This window comes from Microvirga sp. HS2 (genome assembly GCF_055792805.1).
Genome location: NZ_JBVVAJ010000019.1, coordinates 1 through 15548, shown reverse-complemented (window position 1 = coordinate 15548; position 15548 = coordinate 1). Strand labels below are relative to the sequence as shown.

Below are 15548 nucleotides of genomic sequence, written 5' to 3'. Positions count from 1 at the left end.
CCGGGGATCAGGCCCGGCCATCCACGCCTTAAAGCACAGCGCCAAAAGACGTGGACCCCCGGCTCGAAGGCCGGGGATGACGGAGCGAATACCAAAGTTCCAAAAACAAAAAGAGCGCCCCGGTTGATCCGAGGCGCTTTTGTTTTTGATTCCTGGTCCTGATCGTCCCGCCGGGGCTGGAGGTGAACCCCGTTGGTCAGGTCTCTTAGAGCCAGACATCGCGGGAGAATGCGGCAGGGTTAGGGCAGCCTCACTCCGCCGCCTGCCGCGCAGCCGCCGAACGGGCGATCTCCAACAGCTTTCGCACGTCCTGTTCCTGAGTGGCGAAGGAGAGCACGAGGCGGATCAGGGCCTCATCCGGTCCGACCGTCTCGCCAGCGGGCAGGCTCAGCTCCGTCCAGGGATGATAAAGGATGCCGGCATCCTTAAGCGCCTTGTCCATGGCGGCTGGGATGATCGGGAAGACCTCGTTCGCTTCCGTCGCCCAAGCCAGACGCACGCCGGGAAGCTCGGACAGGCCGTCCGAGAGAAGCCTCGCTAGGCGGTTGGCATGGCGGGCATTAGCGTACCAAAGATCGTCGGCGAAATAGCCCTCGAACTGAGCCGAGATCAGGCGGCCCTTGGAGACGATCTGGCCGGCTCGTTTGCAGCGATAGTCGAGCGCCTCGGCGAGCTCCGGCCTGAACACCACGATGGCCTCGGCCATCAGGCACCCGTTCTTCGTTCCACCGAAGGAGAGGATGTCCACACCCTGCTTCCAGGTCATCTCCGCCGGAGTGCAGCCGCGCGAAACGAGGGCGTTGGCGAAGCGCGCCCCATCCATATGGAAGGAGAGCCCGTGCTCGCGGCAGACATCGGCGAGCGCCTTGAGCTCATCGAGACCGTAGACCAGGCCGCATTCCGTGACCTGGGAGATCGACAGGGCCTTGGGCGGCATCTGCTTCACGGCTCTGGACAGCCCCCGCAGATAGGTCGAGACGGCCTCGGCCGTGAGCTTCGCGCCGGTTCCGGGAAGACCCGAAAGCTTGGCGCCATGCATGAAGAATTCCGGCGCGCCGCATTCGTCGTCGATCACGTGCGCCTCCCGGTGGCAGACGCACAGGCCATAGGGCGGCACGGCCGAGGAGAGCGCAAGCGCGTTGGCGGCGGTTCCGGTGGTGACGAGGAACACCGAGACCTCCCGCTCGAAGATCTCGTTGAAGCGCGCCTTCACGCGCTTGGTGATCTCGTCGCCGCCATAGGCTGCCATGGATCCTGCATTGGCTTGGTTCAGAGCCTGCAGAACCTGAGGGCTGGCGCCCACGATGTTGTCGCTTGCGAAATTCATGAATTGTCTCCTTGGGAGCGCAAGCCTCCCCATGGGGAGCAACATGTCAAGATCATTGACCCATCGACGAAGACTTTCGTTTCCAGGTGTCAAAAGTTGCTTTTGTTACATTCCCGGTTTGCGCCTTGTAACTTTTGTCTAAAATTTTTCTAAGTCCCTCTTGTGCCCTTTCCGGTTCTCTGGCAATTTGCCGGCATTAGGACAGCGATGCTGTCCCATTTGGGGTCCCTGCACCCTTCGCCTGAGGTTTTCTTGATGCTTCGTCAAATGCGAACGACGCGAGATACCGAAAAACCTGCCCGCAAAACGTGGGCGGGGCGGGCAACTTTGGGCTGAATTCAAGCCTGGGATGCCCGCGAGGTGCGGGCTCTCCCTCCGGTGACCCGACCCTCGCAAGACGCGAGAAGCGGCGGGCATCCGGACGATCCAACCATCCGACGGGCCCGAAAGCCGCCTCAACAACCTTGAAGACGTGTTCGGATGTAAGGATCTGCCATGAGCAACGTGCCAACGAAGAGCCTGGAAAGCCAAGTGCCAAGCCGCACGGCCACGACGGCGGACACCGTCAAATTCGTGCGCGATCCGGGCCTGCCCGCCCCTCAGGGTCTTTATCATCCCAACAACGAGCAGGATTCCTGCGGCGTCGGCTTCATCGCCGACATGAAGAACCGCAAGTCCCACAACATCGTCGAGCAGGGCCTGTCGATCCTGCACAATCTCGATCATCGCGGCGCGGTCGGCGCAGACCCGAAGATGGGCGACGGCTGCGGCATTCTGGTGCAGATTCCGCACAAGTTCTTTTCGGCCGAATGCGCCAAGCTCGGCATCTGGCTGCCGGAGGAAGGGCAGTACGGCGTCGGCCACCTGTTCATGCCCCGCGATCCGGAGGGTTTCAAGCTCGTCGAGGAGATCGTCTCGAAGGCTATCGCCGACGAGGGTCTGCAGGTTCTCGGCTGGCGCGAGGTGCCGGTCGATTCCAGCGACCTCGGCGAGAGCGTGAAGGCCACCGAGCCCCTGCACCGCCAGATCTTCGTCGGCAAGGGCAAGGGCATGGACGACCAGGAGACCTTTGAGCGTCGCCTGTTCATCGCCCGCAAGGTCATCTCCAACGCCGTCTACGACATGAAGGACGAGCGCACCGCCGGTTACTATCCGGTGAGCCTGTCCTCGCGCACCATCGTCTACAAGGGCATGGTGCTCGTGACCCAGCTGCGGCAATACTATCTCGACCTGCAGGATCCGCGCTTCGAGAGCGCCATCGCCCTCGTGCACCAGCGCTTCGCCACCAACACCTTCCCCACCTGGCAGCTCGCGCACCCCTACCGCATGGTCGCGCATAACGGCGAGATCAACACGCTGCGCGGCAACGTGAACTGGATGGCCGCGCGCCAGGCTTCGGTCGATTCCGAGCTCTTCGGCAACGACATCTCCAAGCTCTGGCCGATCTCCTACGAGGGCCAGTCCGACACCGCCTGCTTCGACAACGCGCTCGAATTCCTGGTGCGCGGCGGCTACTCGCTGTCGCACGCCATGATGATGCTGATCCCGGAAGCCTGGGCCGGCAACCCGCTCATGAACGACGACCGGCGTGCATTCTACGAGTACCACGCCGCCCTCATGGAGCCGTGGGACGGCCCGGCCGCCGTGTGCTTCACCGACGGCAAGCAGATCGGCGCGACTCTCGACCGCAACGGCCTTCGCCCCGCGCGCTACCTCGTGACCGACGACGGGCTCGTGGTGCTCGCCTCGGAGATGGGCGTGCTGCCGATTCCGGAGGAGAAGATCGTCGAGAAATGGCGCCTGCAGCCGGGCAAGATGCTCCTCATCGATCTGCAGGAAGGCCGCATCATCTCGGACGACGAGATCAAGCAGCAGCTCTCCAACGCCCATCCCTACAAGGATTGGCTGAAGCGCACGCAGATCGTGCTGGAAGACCTGAAGCCCGTTCAGGCGCGCGAGTCGCGCACCGACGTGTCGCTTCTTGATCGCCAGCAGGCCTTCGGCTACACGGCCGAAGACCTCAAGCTGCTCATGCAGCCCATGGCCGTGACCGGCCAGGAGGCGGTGGGCTCCATGGGCTCCGACACGCCGATCTCCGCGCTCTCGGACAAGCCGAAGCTCCTCTACACCTATTTCAAGCAGAACTTCGCGCAGGTGACGAACCCGCCGATCGACCCGATCCGCGAGGAGCTCGTCATGAGCCTCGTGTCGTTCATCGGACCGCGCCCGAACATTCTCGATCTCGAAGGCACCTCGCGCCGCAAGCGCCTGGAAGTGCGCCAGCCGATCCTCACCAACGAGGACCTGGAGAAGATCCGCTGCATCGGCCATTTCGAGGACCGCTTCGACACGAAGACCCTCGATATCACCTATGATGCCGAGCTCGGCGCATCCGCCCTCGACGGCGCGCTCGACCGTCTCTGCGACCGCGCGGAAGCGGCGGTCCACGGCGGCTACAACATTATCATCCTGTCCGACCGCATGGTGGGTCCGGATCGCATCCCGATCCCGGCGCTTCTCGCCACCGCGGCAGTGCATAATTATCTCATCCGCAAGGGCCTGCGCACCTCGGTCGGCCTCGTGGTCGAATCCGGCGAGCCGCGCGAAATCCATCACTTCGCATGCCTGGCCGGCTACGGCGCGGAAGCGATCAACCCTTACCTTGCCTTCGAGACCATCGCCGACATGCACGCCCGCGGCGAGCTCCCGGAAGAGGTGGACGCGGACGAAGCGATCAAGCGCTACATCAAGTCCATCGGCAAAGGCCTGCTCAAGGTGATGTCCAAGATGGGCATCTCCACCTACCAGTCCTATTGCGGCGCGCAGATCTTCGATGCCGTTGGCCTCAAGTCCGATTTCGTGGCGCGCGACTTCTTCGGCACCGCGACCACCATCGAAGGCATCGGCATGGAGGAGGTGGCGGAAGAGAACGTGCACCGCCATCGCGACGCCTTCGGCGACGCGCCGGTCTATCGCCATGCGCTCGACGTGGGCGGCGAATACGCCTTCCGCCAGCGCGGCGAGGTGCATGCCTGGAATCCCGACACGGTCGCCACACTCCAGCACGCCGTGCGCCTCAACGCGCAGGACCGCTACCGCGAATTCGCGCGCCTCGTGAACGAGCAGGACAACGAGCTCAAGACCATCCGTGGTCTCTTCCGCATCAAGAACGCCGGAGAGACGGGCCGCGCGCCTGTTCCGTTGAGCGAAGTCGAGCCCGCGCAGGAGATCGTGAAGCGCTTCTCCACGGGCGCCATGTCCTTCGGCTCGATCTCGAAGGAAGCGCATGAGACGCTCGCGCTTGCCATGAATGCCATCGGCGGCAAGTCCAACACTGGCGAGGGCGGCGAAGAGCCCGAGCGCTTCAAGCCGCTGCCCGACGGGCGCTCCAAGCGTTCCGCCATCAAGCAGGTGGCCTCGGGCCGCTTCGGCGTGACGACGGAATATCTCGTCAACGCGGACATGATGCAGATCAAGGTCGCTCAGGGCGCGAAGCCCGGCGAGGGCGGTCAGCTGCCCGGCCATAAGGTGGACGTGAAGATCGCCCGCGTGCGCCACTCGACCCCGGGCGTGGGCCTCATCTCCCCGCCGCCACATCACGACATCTACTCCATCGAGGATCTTGCGCAGCTGATCTTCGACCTGAAGAACGTCAATCCTCAGGCCGACGTTTCGGTGAAGCTCGTCTCCGAAGTGGGCGTGGGCACGGTGGCGGCAGGCGTGGCGAAGGCGCGCGCCGATCACATCACCGTCTCGGGCTTCGAGGGCGGCACGGGCGCCTCTCCCCTCACCTCGCTCAAGCATGCGGGCTCGCCCTGGGAGATCGGCTTGGCCGAGACGCAGCAGACCCTCGTGCTCAACCGTCTGCGCGGACGCGTGGCACTGCAGGCCGATGGCGGTTTACGCACCGGCCGCGACGTGGTGATCGCGGCGCTTCTCGGCGCCGACGAATACGGCTTCTCGACCGCGCCGTTGATCGCCGCTGGCTGCATCATGATGCGCAAGTGCCACCTGAACACCTGCCCTGTGGGCGTGGCCACGCAGGACCCGGTTCTGCGCAAGCGCTTCAAGGGTCTGCCGGAGCACGTCATCAACTACTTCTTCTTCGTCGCCGAGGAAGTGCGCGAAATGATGGCCGAGATGGGCTTTACCTCCATCGACGAAATGATCGGCCGATCCGATCTGCTCGACAAGAACGCGGCCATCAACCACTGGAAGGCGAAGGGCCTCGATTTCACGAAGCTCTTCCACAAGCCGGAGGTGCCGTCGAACGTGGCAATCCGTCACCAGGAGCGTCAGGCCCATCCCATCACGAACGTGCTCGACCGCGAACTGATCGCTCAGGCCGGGCCCGCTCTCGAGAAGGGCGAACCCATCGCCATCGAAGCGCGGGTGCGCAGCTCCGACCGCTCCGTGGGCGCGATGCTCTCGGGCGAGGTCGCCAAGCGCTACGGCCATGAGGGCCTGCCCGACGACACGATCACCGTGAACCTGAAAGGCACGGCGGGTCAGAGCTTCGGCGCGTGGCTGGCCGCCGGCGTGACGCTGAACCTGGAGGGAGAAGCGAACGATTATGTCGGCAAGGGCCTCTCGGGCGGCAAGCTGATCATCAGGCCGTCGCTCGGCTCGAAAGCGGTTCCCGAGCGCTCGATCATCGTGGGCAACACGGTGATGTACGGCGCGATCTCCGGCGAGGCCTATTTCCGCGGCGTGGCAGGTGAGCGTTTCGCCGTGCGCAATTCCGGCGCCATCGCGGTGGTGGAAGGAACCGGCGATCACGGCTGCGAATACATGACCGGCGGCCTCGTGGTCGTGCTGGGTCAGACAGGCCGCAACTTCGCGGCGGGCATGTCGGGCGGCATCGCCTACGTGCTCGACGAGGACGGCACGTTCTCGAAGCGCTGCAACCTCTCCATGGTCGATCTCGAACCCGTCGAGGAGGAGGAGGACCTCATGCGCCGCCTCCACCATCACGGCGGCGATCTGGAAACCAAGGGCCGCATCGACATCATGGCCAACATGTCCGGCCCCGATGAAGAGCGCCTGATGCAGCTCATCACCAATCACCACACCTATACGGGCTCGGCCCGCGCGAAGGAGATCCTCGACAACTGGGCGACCTTCCGCACCAAGTTCGTGAAGGTGATGCCGGTCGAATACCGTCGCGCGCTCCAGGAGATGGATCGTCTCCGGAACCTGCAGGCAGCGGAATAAGGAACAAGGGGCAAACCGATGGGCAAGGTCACAGGCTTTCTCGAATACGACCGGCAGGAGCAGAAGTATCAGCTCGCCGGTGAGCGCGTGCGCCACTTCCGCGAGTTCACGCTGCCGCTCGACGACAACGATCTGAAAAAGCAGGCGGGACGCTGCATGGATTGCGGCATCCCCTTCTGCCACGGGCCGACGGGCTGTCCCGTGCACAACCAGATTCCCGATTGGAACGATCTGGTCTGGCAGGGCGACTGGGAGGAGGCTGCGCGCAATCTCCACACCACCAACAACTTCCCCGAGTTCACCGGCCGCATCTGCCCCGCCCCGTGCGAGGAAGCCTGCACATTGAACCTCGAGAACCAGCCGGTCATCATCAAGACCATCGAGCAGGCCATCGCCGACAAGGCGTGGGAGATGGGCTACATTAAGCCCGAGCCTGCCGATGTCTCCACGGGCAAGCGCGTTGCCGTCATCGGCTCCGGCCCTGCGGGTCTGGCAGCGGCGCAGCAGCTCGCCCGCGCGGGGCACGAGGTGCATGTGTTCGAGCGTCAGGCCAGGCCCGGCGGCCTGCTGCGCTACGGCATCCCGGACTTCAAGATGGAGAAGTACCACATCGACCGCCGAGTGAAGCAGATGGAGGCCGAAGGCGTCGTCTTCCATTGCGGCGTCAATATCGGTGTCGACCGCAGCTTCGCCTCGCTCCACAACGAGTACGACGCAGTGCTCTTCGCGGGCGGCGCGGAGGATCCGCGCAACCCGAACCTGCCGGGGCAGGACCTGAACGGCGTTCACTACGCGATGCCCTATCTCACCCAGTCCAACAAGCGCGTGGGCGGTGAGGACGTCACCGACGAGCCGATTCTCGCCAACGGCAAGCACGTCGTCGTTATCGGCGGCGGCGACACCGCTTCCGACTGCGTCGGCACCGCGTTCCGTCAGGGCGCGCTCTCCGTCACCCAGCTCGACATCCGTCCCAAGCCCCCTGAGCGCGAGGACAAGCTGACCGTGTGGCCCTATTGGCCGACGAAGATGCGCACCTCCTCCTCCCAGGCCGAAGGCGCGGAACGCGAGTTCCTGGCCGCAACGCTCGGCATCGTCGGCAAGAAGGGCCAGGCGACTGGCGTGCAATGCGCCCGTGTCGACGAGAAGCGTCAGCCGATCCCGGGCAGCGAGTTCACGCTCAAGGCCGATCTGGTCTTCATCGCCATCGGCTTTGCGGGCTCCGTGAAGGAAGGCCTGCTGGAGCAGTCGGGCGTCGCAATGGACCGGCGCGGCAACGTGGTGGCCGACGACAAGAGTTACAGGACCTCGAACGACAAGGTCTTCGTGGCCGGCGACATGCGCCGCGGGCAGTCCCTCGTGGTCTGGGCGATCCGTGAAGGCCGCCAGGCCGCGCGCGCCATCGACACCTATTTGACGGGATCGAGCGACCTGCCCGTCTGATCCTCAGATCCGAGCAAGAAAAAGGCGGCCGATCTGGGCGATCGGCCGCCTTTTGTTGTGTGTTGCAGCCATCAGGATTTCGGCCAGCGGAAATCGTCAGCGCGACCCGGGCGGGAGCTCGGCGCGATGCCCGTGCGCAGGGCGCGCCTCACCGGATAGGCATGATCACCGTTGAGCTTCGGCGCACCGGACACGAGCGTGCCGCCCGGCGTCACGTCTTGGCGCGTCAGGGGCAGAACGGGGCCGACGAGCGGCTTGACGGGGAGCGAAACCGGCGCGGCGGCGTCTGGAGGCGCCGGAAGCGCCGCCTCTATATCCGAGCCAGCCGTGGGGGTGGTCGCTACCGGGGTACCGGTCCGCAGCGATTCCAGGATCTTCTTGACCTCCACATCCGCGAAAAAGGCGATCTTGCGAGCCCCTGCCTTGGTGAAGGAGACGCCGTCGTCCGTGCGCAGCCGCGCCGGCTCGCCGTCCACGTCCGGTCCGGTGGAGGTATAGCGGTTCTCGTCGTCCACGAAGCCGGGGAAAATATCCACGTAAGCCCCGCCGTGGCGCTGCACGCTTTCCTGGTAGACATTGTTCATGTCCAGAAGATCGTCGGAAAGCCTGCTGCTCTTCATAGGCGGCCGGCCGATCCACACGACGGGGATGTTCCGTTCCCGGAATGCAGTCAGGATCCCGTCGATCCTTTTGCCGTAAAGGTCCTTCCACCGGTCGGAGAGAAGTTCGATCCGCTCATCGCCCTCCTGCAGGCTCTGGCGGTCGCTCAGGCCCAGCATGACGACGGCGACGGTCGCCTTCTGGCCGGAATCGAGGGTGGATTTGATGAAATTGGGCCACTCCGCCGGGTCGCTTCGCACCAGATTGCTGCCGTTCCGGATCTTGCCCACGACGGCCACGTCCTGGTTGTCCGCATAGACCGCGTCGAGCCCCTGGCGCGCGAACTCGGCGAGGGAATCGCCGAAGACGACGATAGTGGTGCTGGGATTGACCTTGGGCTTGTCGGAACGCGCAACCGGTGCCGGGGCAGGCGCCTTGCGCGGCTTTGCGACGGGAGCCCGCGCCGGAGGCGGCGGGTCGTCCGGAACGCCGAAGAAACGGCGCAGGCTGAAGCCCTGCTGGGGTTGTGCCGGCTGGACGAGTTTGCCCGGGTAATAGCCCGGCGGATAGGCCCGGGGATCGCGGTAAGGCTGCTGCTGCTGTTGCTGTTGCGGCGGGTAATAATAGCCCTGCGCCACGACCGATGCCCCGCTCCCCAGGACGAGAAGCAGGCTCAAGACAAACAGACGGAAGATCGTCAGCAACCGCATTGGTGCTCCCACAAGGTCCGCACCACCCAGGTTATAGAGCTTTTGCCGGACCTGTCAGCGGGCCGCGCGCAATTCGCGCAAAACCGCGACATCGGCGTAGCCGTCGGGAATCAAGCCGCGCCTGAGCTGGAAGTTCCGTATGGCCTCCCGGGTCTTTGACCCGAACTTGCCGTCCGTCTCGCCTTCATAGAAACCGAGCCGGGCGAGGCGCTGCTGAAGCTCGTGGCGCTCGTCCTTGTCGAGCATGGGCTGATCCTTGGGCCAGGATCCCTGGATGGCCGGGCCGCCCATGATCCGGTCGCCGAGATGGGCCACGCCCATGGCGTAGGCGTCCGACGAATTGTAGCTCTTGATCACGTCGTAGTTCTTCGTGACCAGGAAAGCGGGACCGCCGGCTCCCCCCGGCAGGAACAGGGTCGCCTCACCGGCGCGGGGCATGGCCGCTCCGTCTATGCGGCGGAGGCCCAGGCTCTGCCACTGAGGAAAGGTCAGCTTCAGGTAACGGAAATCGAAGCGCGGCGGCAGCTTGACCTCGAAGCCCCAGGGCAGGCCCGGCTCCCAGCCCTGCTGGCGCAGGTAATTCGCCGTCGAGGCCATGGCGTCCGGCACCGAGGACCAGATGTCGCGCACGCCGTCCCGGTTGCCGTCGACGGCATATTTCATGAAGCTCGACGGCATGAACTGGGTCTGCCCCATGGCCCCGGCCCAGGAGCCCAGCATCTTGTCGCGGCTGATGTGATCCTGCTCCAGGATCTGGAGCGCGATCAGCAGCTCCTCCTTGAAGAAGTCTTCCCGATAGCCCGTATAGGCGAGCGTCGCGAGGGCCCGCACCACGTAGATGGAGCCGGTGAAGCTGCCGAAATTGGTTTCCATGCCCCAGACGCCGAGGATGACGGAGCGCGGAACGCCATAGGTCTTCTCGATGGCCGTCAGGGTTTTCGGCCATTCGGCGGCCATGTCACGGCCACGCTGAAGACGCTGGGCCGAAATCGCACCGTTGATGTAGTCCCAGACCGGGCGGACGAACTCGGACTGCTTCTTGGTGAGCGCGATGATCTTCGGATCAGGCGTCACGCCCCGGAAGGCTTCCTCGAAGGTGGCGCGCGAAACGCCCCGCGCCTTGGCCGCGGGCCACAGGCCCTGCACGAAACGCTGGAACCCCGCCTCGGACACCGCTTGCGCCTGCGCCGGCTGCACCGAGCCCTCCACGCCCATGGTGACGCTCAGAGCGAGAAGGAGAGCGCCGCAGAAACGGCGGACCGGGAGAAGCGGCAGGTGCATGAATGTCGCTCACGGAAACAGGACAGAATTGTCCCGCCATTGCGACACTAAGGGAGTTAACAACCGGTTGATAGTGGTGGGTTATGCGGCTTTCCGCTCCGCCAGGGTCCTTTCCCAGCGCAGAGCCTGCCCGACGATTTCCGCCAGATCGTCATGCTGCGGCTGCCAGCCGAGAGCGCGAATCCGGTCCACCTGGGCCACGAGCCGGGCCGGATCGCCCGGACGGCGAGGACTGAGGCGGACCTCGAAATCGACCCCGGAGACCCGTTTGACCACCTCCACGACCTCCAGCACCGAGGCGCCGTGGCCGTAGCCACAGTTCATGACGGCGCAATCGCCGCCCTCGCGCAGGGACTTCAGAGCCGTGAGATGGGCGCGGGCAAGGTCGTTCACCTGGACATAGTCGCGGATGCAGGTGCCGTCCGGCGTCGGATAATCCGTGCCGAACACGTCGAGATGGGGGCGCTGGCCGAGGGCGGCCTGAGCCGCCACCTTGATGAGATGGGTCGCCTGGGGCGTCGACTGGCCGGAGCGCCCTTTCGGATCCGCGCCCGCCACGTTGAAATAACGCAAGATGGCATAGCGCAAGCCATGGGCCGTGTGGGCATCCTGGAGCATCCATTCGCTCATGAGCTTGCTGCGCCCGTACGGGTTGATCGGGGCCAGCGGCCGGTCTTCGGACAGAAGCGCCGCATCGGCATTGCCGTAAACGGCCGCCGTGGAGGAAAAGACGAAATTCCGGATACCGGTCTGCACCGCCGTCTCGATGAGCGCCCGGGTCTTCACCGTATTGTTAAAATAGTAGCCTAGAGGATCGGTGACCGATTCAGGCACCACGATCCGGGCGGCGAAATGCAGGATGCTGTCGATCCCATGCTCCTCGATGACCTTGGCCACCAGGGCCTGGTCGCCCACGTCGCCCCCGACGAAAGCGGCATCCTGAGGCACGGCCCAGCGGAACCCCGTGGAGAGATCGTCCAGAACCACCACCTGCTCGCCCGCATCCATGAGCTCGAGCACCATGTGGCTGCCGATATAACCGGCTCCGCCCGTCACCAGTACCGCCATGTCCGTTCTCCTCGGAAGCTGCCTGTTTGGAACACCGGGCGGAGTCCGCTTCTTATCCAATGTTCACGCAGCTTAACCCAAACGCTTCAGCTTCGATTCAGGTCCGGAGCTTCAAAGAAGATCCGCACCGATGCAACAAGGCAGTGCATCCGGTGTTATAGGATGCCTAAGCTTGACTGTGGACGGTTTTCTTTTCCTTGTCCTGCCTTAGATTGTCCCCCCTTCCCTGCTCAAACATGGCTTGATCGATGAAGCGCATTCGCAAAGCAGTCCTTCCCGTTGCCGGTCTCGGCACCCGTTTCCTTCCGGCCACCAAGGCCGTGCCGAAGGAGATGCTGTGCGTGGTGGATCGTCCCGTGGTGCAGCATGTGGTGGATGAGGCCCGGGCCGCGGGAATTGAGCAATTCATCTTCGTCACCGGCCGCAACAAGGCCGTGATCGAGGACCATTTCGACATCGCCTATGAGCTCAACAAGACCCTGGAAGCCCGCGGCAAGACCCAAGAGCTGGAGCTTCTGGCCAAGGACCAGCCGGAGGCCGGCCAGACGAGCTTCACCCGCCAGCAGGAGCCCTTGGGGCTCGGCCACGCCGTCTGGTGCGCCCGCGAGCTCGTGGGCGACGAGCCCTTCGCCGTCCTTCTCCCGGACATGCTCAGCCGTGGCTCCATGGAGCAGATGCTGGCAGCCTACGAGAAGCACGGCGGCAACATCATCGCCGTGGAGGAAGTGCCGGAAGATCAGACCCATCAATACGGTATCGTCTCGGTAGGCCAGGAATTCGGCCAGACCTTCGAGATCACCGGCATGGTGGAGAAGCCGCCGAAGGGCACCGCCCCCTCGAACTACATCATCTCCGGCCGCTATATCCTGCAGCCCGAGATCTTCGACCTGCTGTCGAACCAGGAGCGGGGCGCGGGCAACGAGATCCAGCTCACCGATTCCATGATCCGCCTGATGAAGGACCAGAAGTTCTTCGGCATGAAATACGAGGGCACGACCTACGACACCGGCTCCAAGATCGGCTTTCTGATGGCCAACGTGGCCTATGCCCTGGAGCGCGAGGATCTCGGACCCGCCCTCCGCCAGGAACTCGAAGCCTTCCTGCGCCAAAAGTAACCCGGTTTCAGGGTTACCTATGGCCGCCCTGATATGCTAGAGGGCGGCCATGGCACTTGCACAGACCCAATCCGCTTCGCCCGACCAGGCAGTCTCATCGGCCCTTCGCACCCTCGACACCGAGCGCGAGGGCCTGACCATCCTGATGGAAGCCATCGGCAACGGGCTCGGTCCCCTCTTCACCGCGGCCATCGAGACGATCGCCTCCGCAAAGGGGCGGGTCATCGTGACCGGCATGGGCAAATCCGGCCATGTGGGCCGCAAGATCGCCGCCACCTTCGCCTCCACCGGCACCCCCGCCTATTACGTCCACCCGGCGGAAGCCAGCCACGGTGACCTCGGCATGGTGCAGGCCGACGACGTGATCCTCGCCCTGTCCTGGTCGGGAGAAACGGCGGAACTCGCCGACGTCATCGGCTATGCCAAGCGCTTCCGGGTGCCGTTGATCGCGTTCACCTCGAATGCGGGCTCGACCCTGGGCCAGGCCGCCGATATCTGCCTGGCTCTTCCCAAGGCCAAGGAGGCCTGCCCCAACGGGCTGGCGCCCACCACCTCCACCACCATTCAGCTCGCCCTCGGCGATGCGCTGGCCATCGCGCTGCTCGAGCGGCGCGGCTTCACGGCGGAGCATTTCCGCGTCTTCCATCCGGGCGGCAAGCTCGGCGCGCGCCTCAAGCTCGTGCGCGACATCATGCACAAGGACGAGCGCCTGCCGATCATCGGCGTCGACGCCCGCATGGACCAGGCCATCGAAGAGATCGGCCGCAAGGGCTTCGGCTCGGTCATCGTGGTGAACGGGGACGGCACGCTCGCCGGCATCGTCACCGACGGCGACCTGCGCCGCAACCTCCGCCCCGATCTCCGCACCCTGCCGGTGACCGCCATCATGACCCGCACGCCGCGCACCATCGCGCCGGATGCCCTGGTGGCCACCGCGCTCGAGATCGAGGAAACCGCGCGCATCACCGCGCTGATCGTGGTCGAGAACAGCAGGCCCGTCGGCCTCGTGCATTATCTCGACCTGCTGCGGGCCGGCGCCGCTTAAGGATCGTCCACGACGAGGGTCGAGCCTTCCACGCGCACGACGCGGACTCTTGCGCCCTTCAGACGATCGGCGCCCGTGACACGCCATGAGCTGTCGTCGACGCGGATCCGCCCTTCCCCGTCCTTGATCGGCGTTTCGAGCGTGAACACGCGTCCAACGAGGGCCTGACCGCGCTGATTGAGATGAGCGGCCGAAGGTTCAAGGGGCTCCTTTGATCGGGTCACGAACCGCCCTGTGATCACCGCCACCACGGCCAGCAGGGCGAAGACGAGAGAGGCCGCCTGCCAGGAAAGATCGAGCGCCGCATCGAGCAAGCCCGTCGCCAGCGCGGCCAGCCCGAGCCAGAGAAAGAAAATGCCGGGCGCCAGCAATTCGATGCCGATCAGCACGAGGCCGAGGATGACCCAGCTCCAGGCGCCGAGGCTGACGAATGCGTCTCGGATCATGGGCGCTCCGCTCTCTTCGTCACGGCAGGCACGCTGCGTGAGGGCTTTGACGCCGTTGCACCGCCATCGCCGCCGAAGACCGACTTGGTGAGTTCCGCGATGCCCCCGAGGGTGCCGGCAAGGCCCGCCGCTTCGATGGGCACGATCACGACCTTCTGGTTGGGAGCCGTGGCGATGCTGCGGATCGCGTCGATATATTTCTCTGCCACGATGAAGTTGGCCGCCGCGAGATCACCGTGCGTGATCGCATCGCTGACCATACCGGTCGCCCTGGCCTCCGCTTCCGCGAGACGCTCGCGCGCTTCGGCATCGCGGAAGGCTGCTTCCTTACGGCCCTCGGCCGAGAGGATGAGCGCCTGCTTCTCGCCTTCCGCCCGCAGGATTTCGGCCTGCCGCAGCCCCTCCGCCTCGAGCACGGCGGCGCGCTTCTCGCGCTCGGCCTTCATTTGCCGGGCCATGGCCCCAGCCAAGTCGGCCGGCGGGACGATGTCGCGGATCTCGACGCGGGTGACCTTCGCGCCCCAGGGAGAGGCCGCCGCATCGACGACGCGCAGCAGTTTCTCGTTGATCTCGTCCCGGTGGGACAGGAGCTGATCGAGGTCCATGGACCCCACCACCGTGCGGATATTGGTCGTGGTCAGCACCATGAGGGCCTGGTGAAGATCGGCCACCTCGTAGGAGGCGCGCGCGGCATCAAGCACCTGGAAGAACGCAACGGCATCGATCGTGACGCCCGCGTTGTCCCGGGTGAAAGCCTCCTGGCTCGGAACGTCGAGCACCTGCTCCATGACGTTCACCCTCTTACCCACCTGCTCGATATAGGGAACGATCAGGCCGAGGCCGGGGGTGAGCGTGCGCGAATAGCGGCCGAACCGCTCTACCGTATAGGCATAACCTTGGGGCACCGTTCTCACGCCCATGGCGATCGTCACGACGACGACGAGCACGAGAACGATGACGAAGATGTCGAATCCACCGAGCAGCATGAAACCCTCAAAGCAACGCAGTTGCAGTCAGGGCAGGCTATCCGATGGAAGCAGAAGTTCCTAGAGCATCGGACCCAAAAGTGGATCTGCACTTTTGGGGCTCATCCGATGCTCCTCTCTTTGAAGAGCGCATCGTTGAAGCGGCCCTTCAGATCCGCAGGGGCGAAGACCAGGGCCGCGTCCCGCACGCCATGCTAGTCCTTTGCCACAGGGGAGCTGCGGGATGGTTCGAGGGGGTGTAAACTGAGCGGATCTGAGGGAGGGCTCTCCCATGCTCAAGCGCTATCTTGTCGATCTCACCCGCCGCGAGCGCACT

The 15548-nt window shown here is 64.6% G+C and carries 10 protein-coding genes; 4 read left to right on the top strand and 6 right to left on the bottom strand.

What is annotated here, in order from left to right; genetic code table 11:
• Positions 1-250: 250 nt before the first annotated feature.
• A complete protein-coding gene (locus ACS5Q0_RS16450) occupies positions 251-1327 on the bottom strand; it encodes a threonine aldolase family protein (RefSeq protein WP_473127736.1) in 1077 nt (358 codons plus the stop codon).
• A gap of 495 nt (positions 1328-1822) precedes the next feature.
• Between ACS5Q0_RS16450 and gltB the strand changes: the two genes are divergently transcribed.
• Together gltB and ACS5Q0_RS16440 are read left to right on the top strand one after the other, a co-directional pair.
• The gene (gene gltB / locus ACS5Q0_RS16445) at positions 1823-6541 is read left to right on the top strand and encodes a glutamate synthase large subunit (RefSeq protein WP_473127735.1); all 4719 of its coding nucleotides are present in this window, start codon (positions 1823-1825) and stop codon (positions 6539-6541) included.
• An 18-nt stretch (positions 6542-6559) separates the two neighbouring features.
• On the top strand, positions 6560-7981 hold the full coding sequence (locus tag ACS5Q0_RS16440) for a glutamate synthase subunit beta (protein WP_473127734.1): 1422 nt from the start codon (positions 6560-6562) through the stop codon (positions 7979-7981).
• A gap of 71 nt (positions 7982-8052) precedes the next feature.
• Here ACS5Q0_RS16440 and ACS5Q0_RS16435 read toward each other — a convergent pair whose 3' ends face one another.
• The 3 genes from ACS5Q0_RS16435 to galE all read right to left on the bottom strand — a co-directional run bounded on the left by ACS5Q0_RS16435 (position 8053) and on the right by galE (position 11640).
• On the bottom strand, positions 8053-9291 hold the full coding sequence (locus ACS5Q0_RS16435; protein WP_473127733.1) for an SGNH/GDSL hydrolase family protein: 1239 nt from the start codon (positions 9289-9291) through the stop codon (positions 8053-8055).
• Between the two features lie 54 nt (positions 9292-9345).
• Positions 9346-10572 carry a lytic murein transglycosylase gene (locus ACS5Q0_RS16430; protein WP_473127732.1) on the bottom strand — a complete coding sequence of 409 codons (1227 nt, stop codon included), beginning with the start codon at positions 10570-10572 and terminating at the stop codon, positions 9346-9348.
• Between the two features lie 81 nt (positions 10573-10653).
• Positions 10654-11640 (bottom strand): UDP-glucose 4-epimerase GalE, encoded by a 987-nt coding sequence (gene galE, locus ACS5Q0_RS16425; protein ID WP_473127731.1) that lies wholly within the window; start codon positions 11638-11640, stop codon positions 10654-10656.
• A gap of 248 nt (positions 11641-11888) precedes the next feature.
• Between galE and galU the strand changes: the two genes are divergently transcribed.
• Positions 11889-12755, top strand: a complete 867-nt coding sequence (galU, locus tag ACS5Q0_RS16420; RefSeq protein WP_473127730.1) for a UTP--glucose-1-phosphate uridylyltransferase GalU — start codon at positions 11889-11891, stop codon at positions 12753-12755.
• Positions 12756-12804: 49 nt separating this feature from the next.
• Entirely contained in the window at positions 12805-13800 is a 996-nt protein-coding gene (locus ACS5Q0_RS16415; RefSeq protein ID WP_473127729.1) for a KpsF/GutQ family sugar-phosphate isomerase, read from the top strand.
• Here the strand turns inward: ACS5Q0_RS16415 and ACS5Q0_RS16410 are convergent.
• A complete protein-coding gene (locus ACS5Q0_RS16410) occupies positions 13797-14246 on the bottom strand; it encodes an NfeD family protein (RefSeq protein WP_473127728.1) in 450 nt (149 codons plus the stop codon). The two genes, ACS5Q0_RS16415 and ACS5Q0_RS16410, sit on opposite strands and share 4 nt — an antisense overlap.
• Entirely contained in the window at positions 14243-15232 is a 990-nt protein-coding gene (locus ACS5Q0_RS16405; protein ID WP_473127727.1) for an SPFH domain-containing protein, read from the bottom strand. Before ACS5Q0_RS16405 ends, ACS5Q0_RS16410 begins: the two co-directional genes overlap by 4 nt.
• Positions 15233-15548 lie beyond the last annotated feature (316 nt).

Excerpts from the sequence above, each read along its gene's own strand:
- ACS5Q0_RS16450 (WP_473127736.1), bottom strand. The coding sequence starts at position 1,327 with ATGAATTTCGCAAGCGACAACATCGTGGGCGCCAGCCCTCAGGTTCTG.
- gltB (WP_473127735.1), top strand. The coding sequence starts at position 1,823 with ATGAGCAACGTGCCAACGAAGAGCCTGGAAAGCCAAGTGCCAAGCCGC.
- ACS5Q0_RS16440 (WP_473127734.1), top strand. The coding sequence starts at position 6,560 with ATGGGCAAGGTCACAGGCTTTCTCGAATACGACCGGCAGGAGCAGAAG.
- ACS5Q0_RS16435 (WP_473127733.1), bottom strand. The coding sequence starts at position 9,291 with ATGCGGTTGCTGACGATCTTCCGTCTGTTTGTCTTGAGCCTGCTTCTC.
- ACS5Q0_RS16430 (WP_473127732.1), bottom strand. The coding sequence starts at position 10,572 with ATGCACCTGCCGCTTCTCCCGGTCCGCCGTTTCTGCGGCGCTCTCCTT.
- galE (WP_473127731.1), bottom strand. The coding sequence starts at position 11,640 with ATGGCGGTACTGGTGACGGGCGGAGCCGGTTATATCGGCAGCCACATG.
- galU (WP_473127730.1), top strand. The coding sequence starts at position 11,889 with ATGAAGCGCATTCGCAAAGCAGTCCTTCCCGTTGCCGGTCTCGGCACC.
- ACS5Q0_RS16415 (WP_473127729.1), top strand. The coding sequence starts at position 12,805 with ATGGCACTTGCACAGACCCAATCCGCTTCGCCCGACCAGGCAGTCTCA.
- ACS5Q0_RS16410 (WP_473127728.1), bottom strand. The coding sequence starts at position 14,246 with ATGATCCGAGACGCATTCGTCAGCCTCGGCGCCTGGAGCTGGGTCATC.
- ACS5Q0_RS16405 (WP_473127727.1), bottom strand. The coding sequence starts at position 15,232 with ATGCTGCTCGGTGGATTCGACATCTTCGTCATCGTTCTCGTGCTCGTC.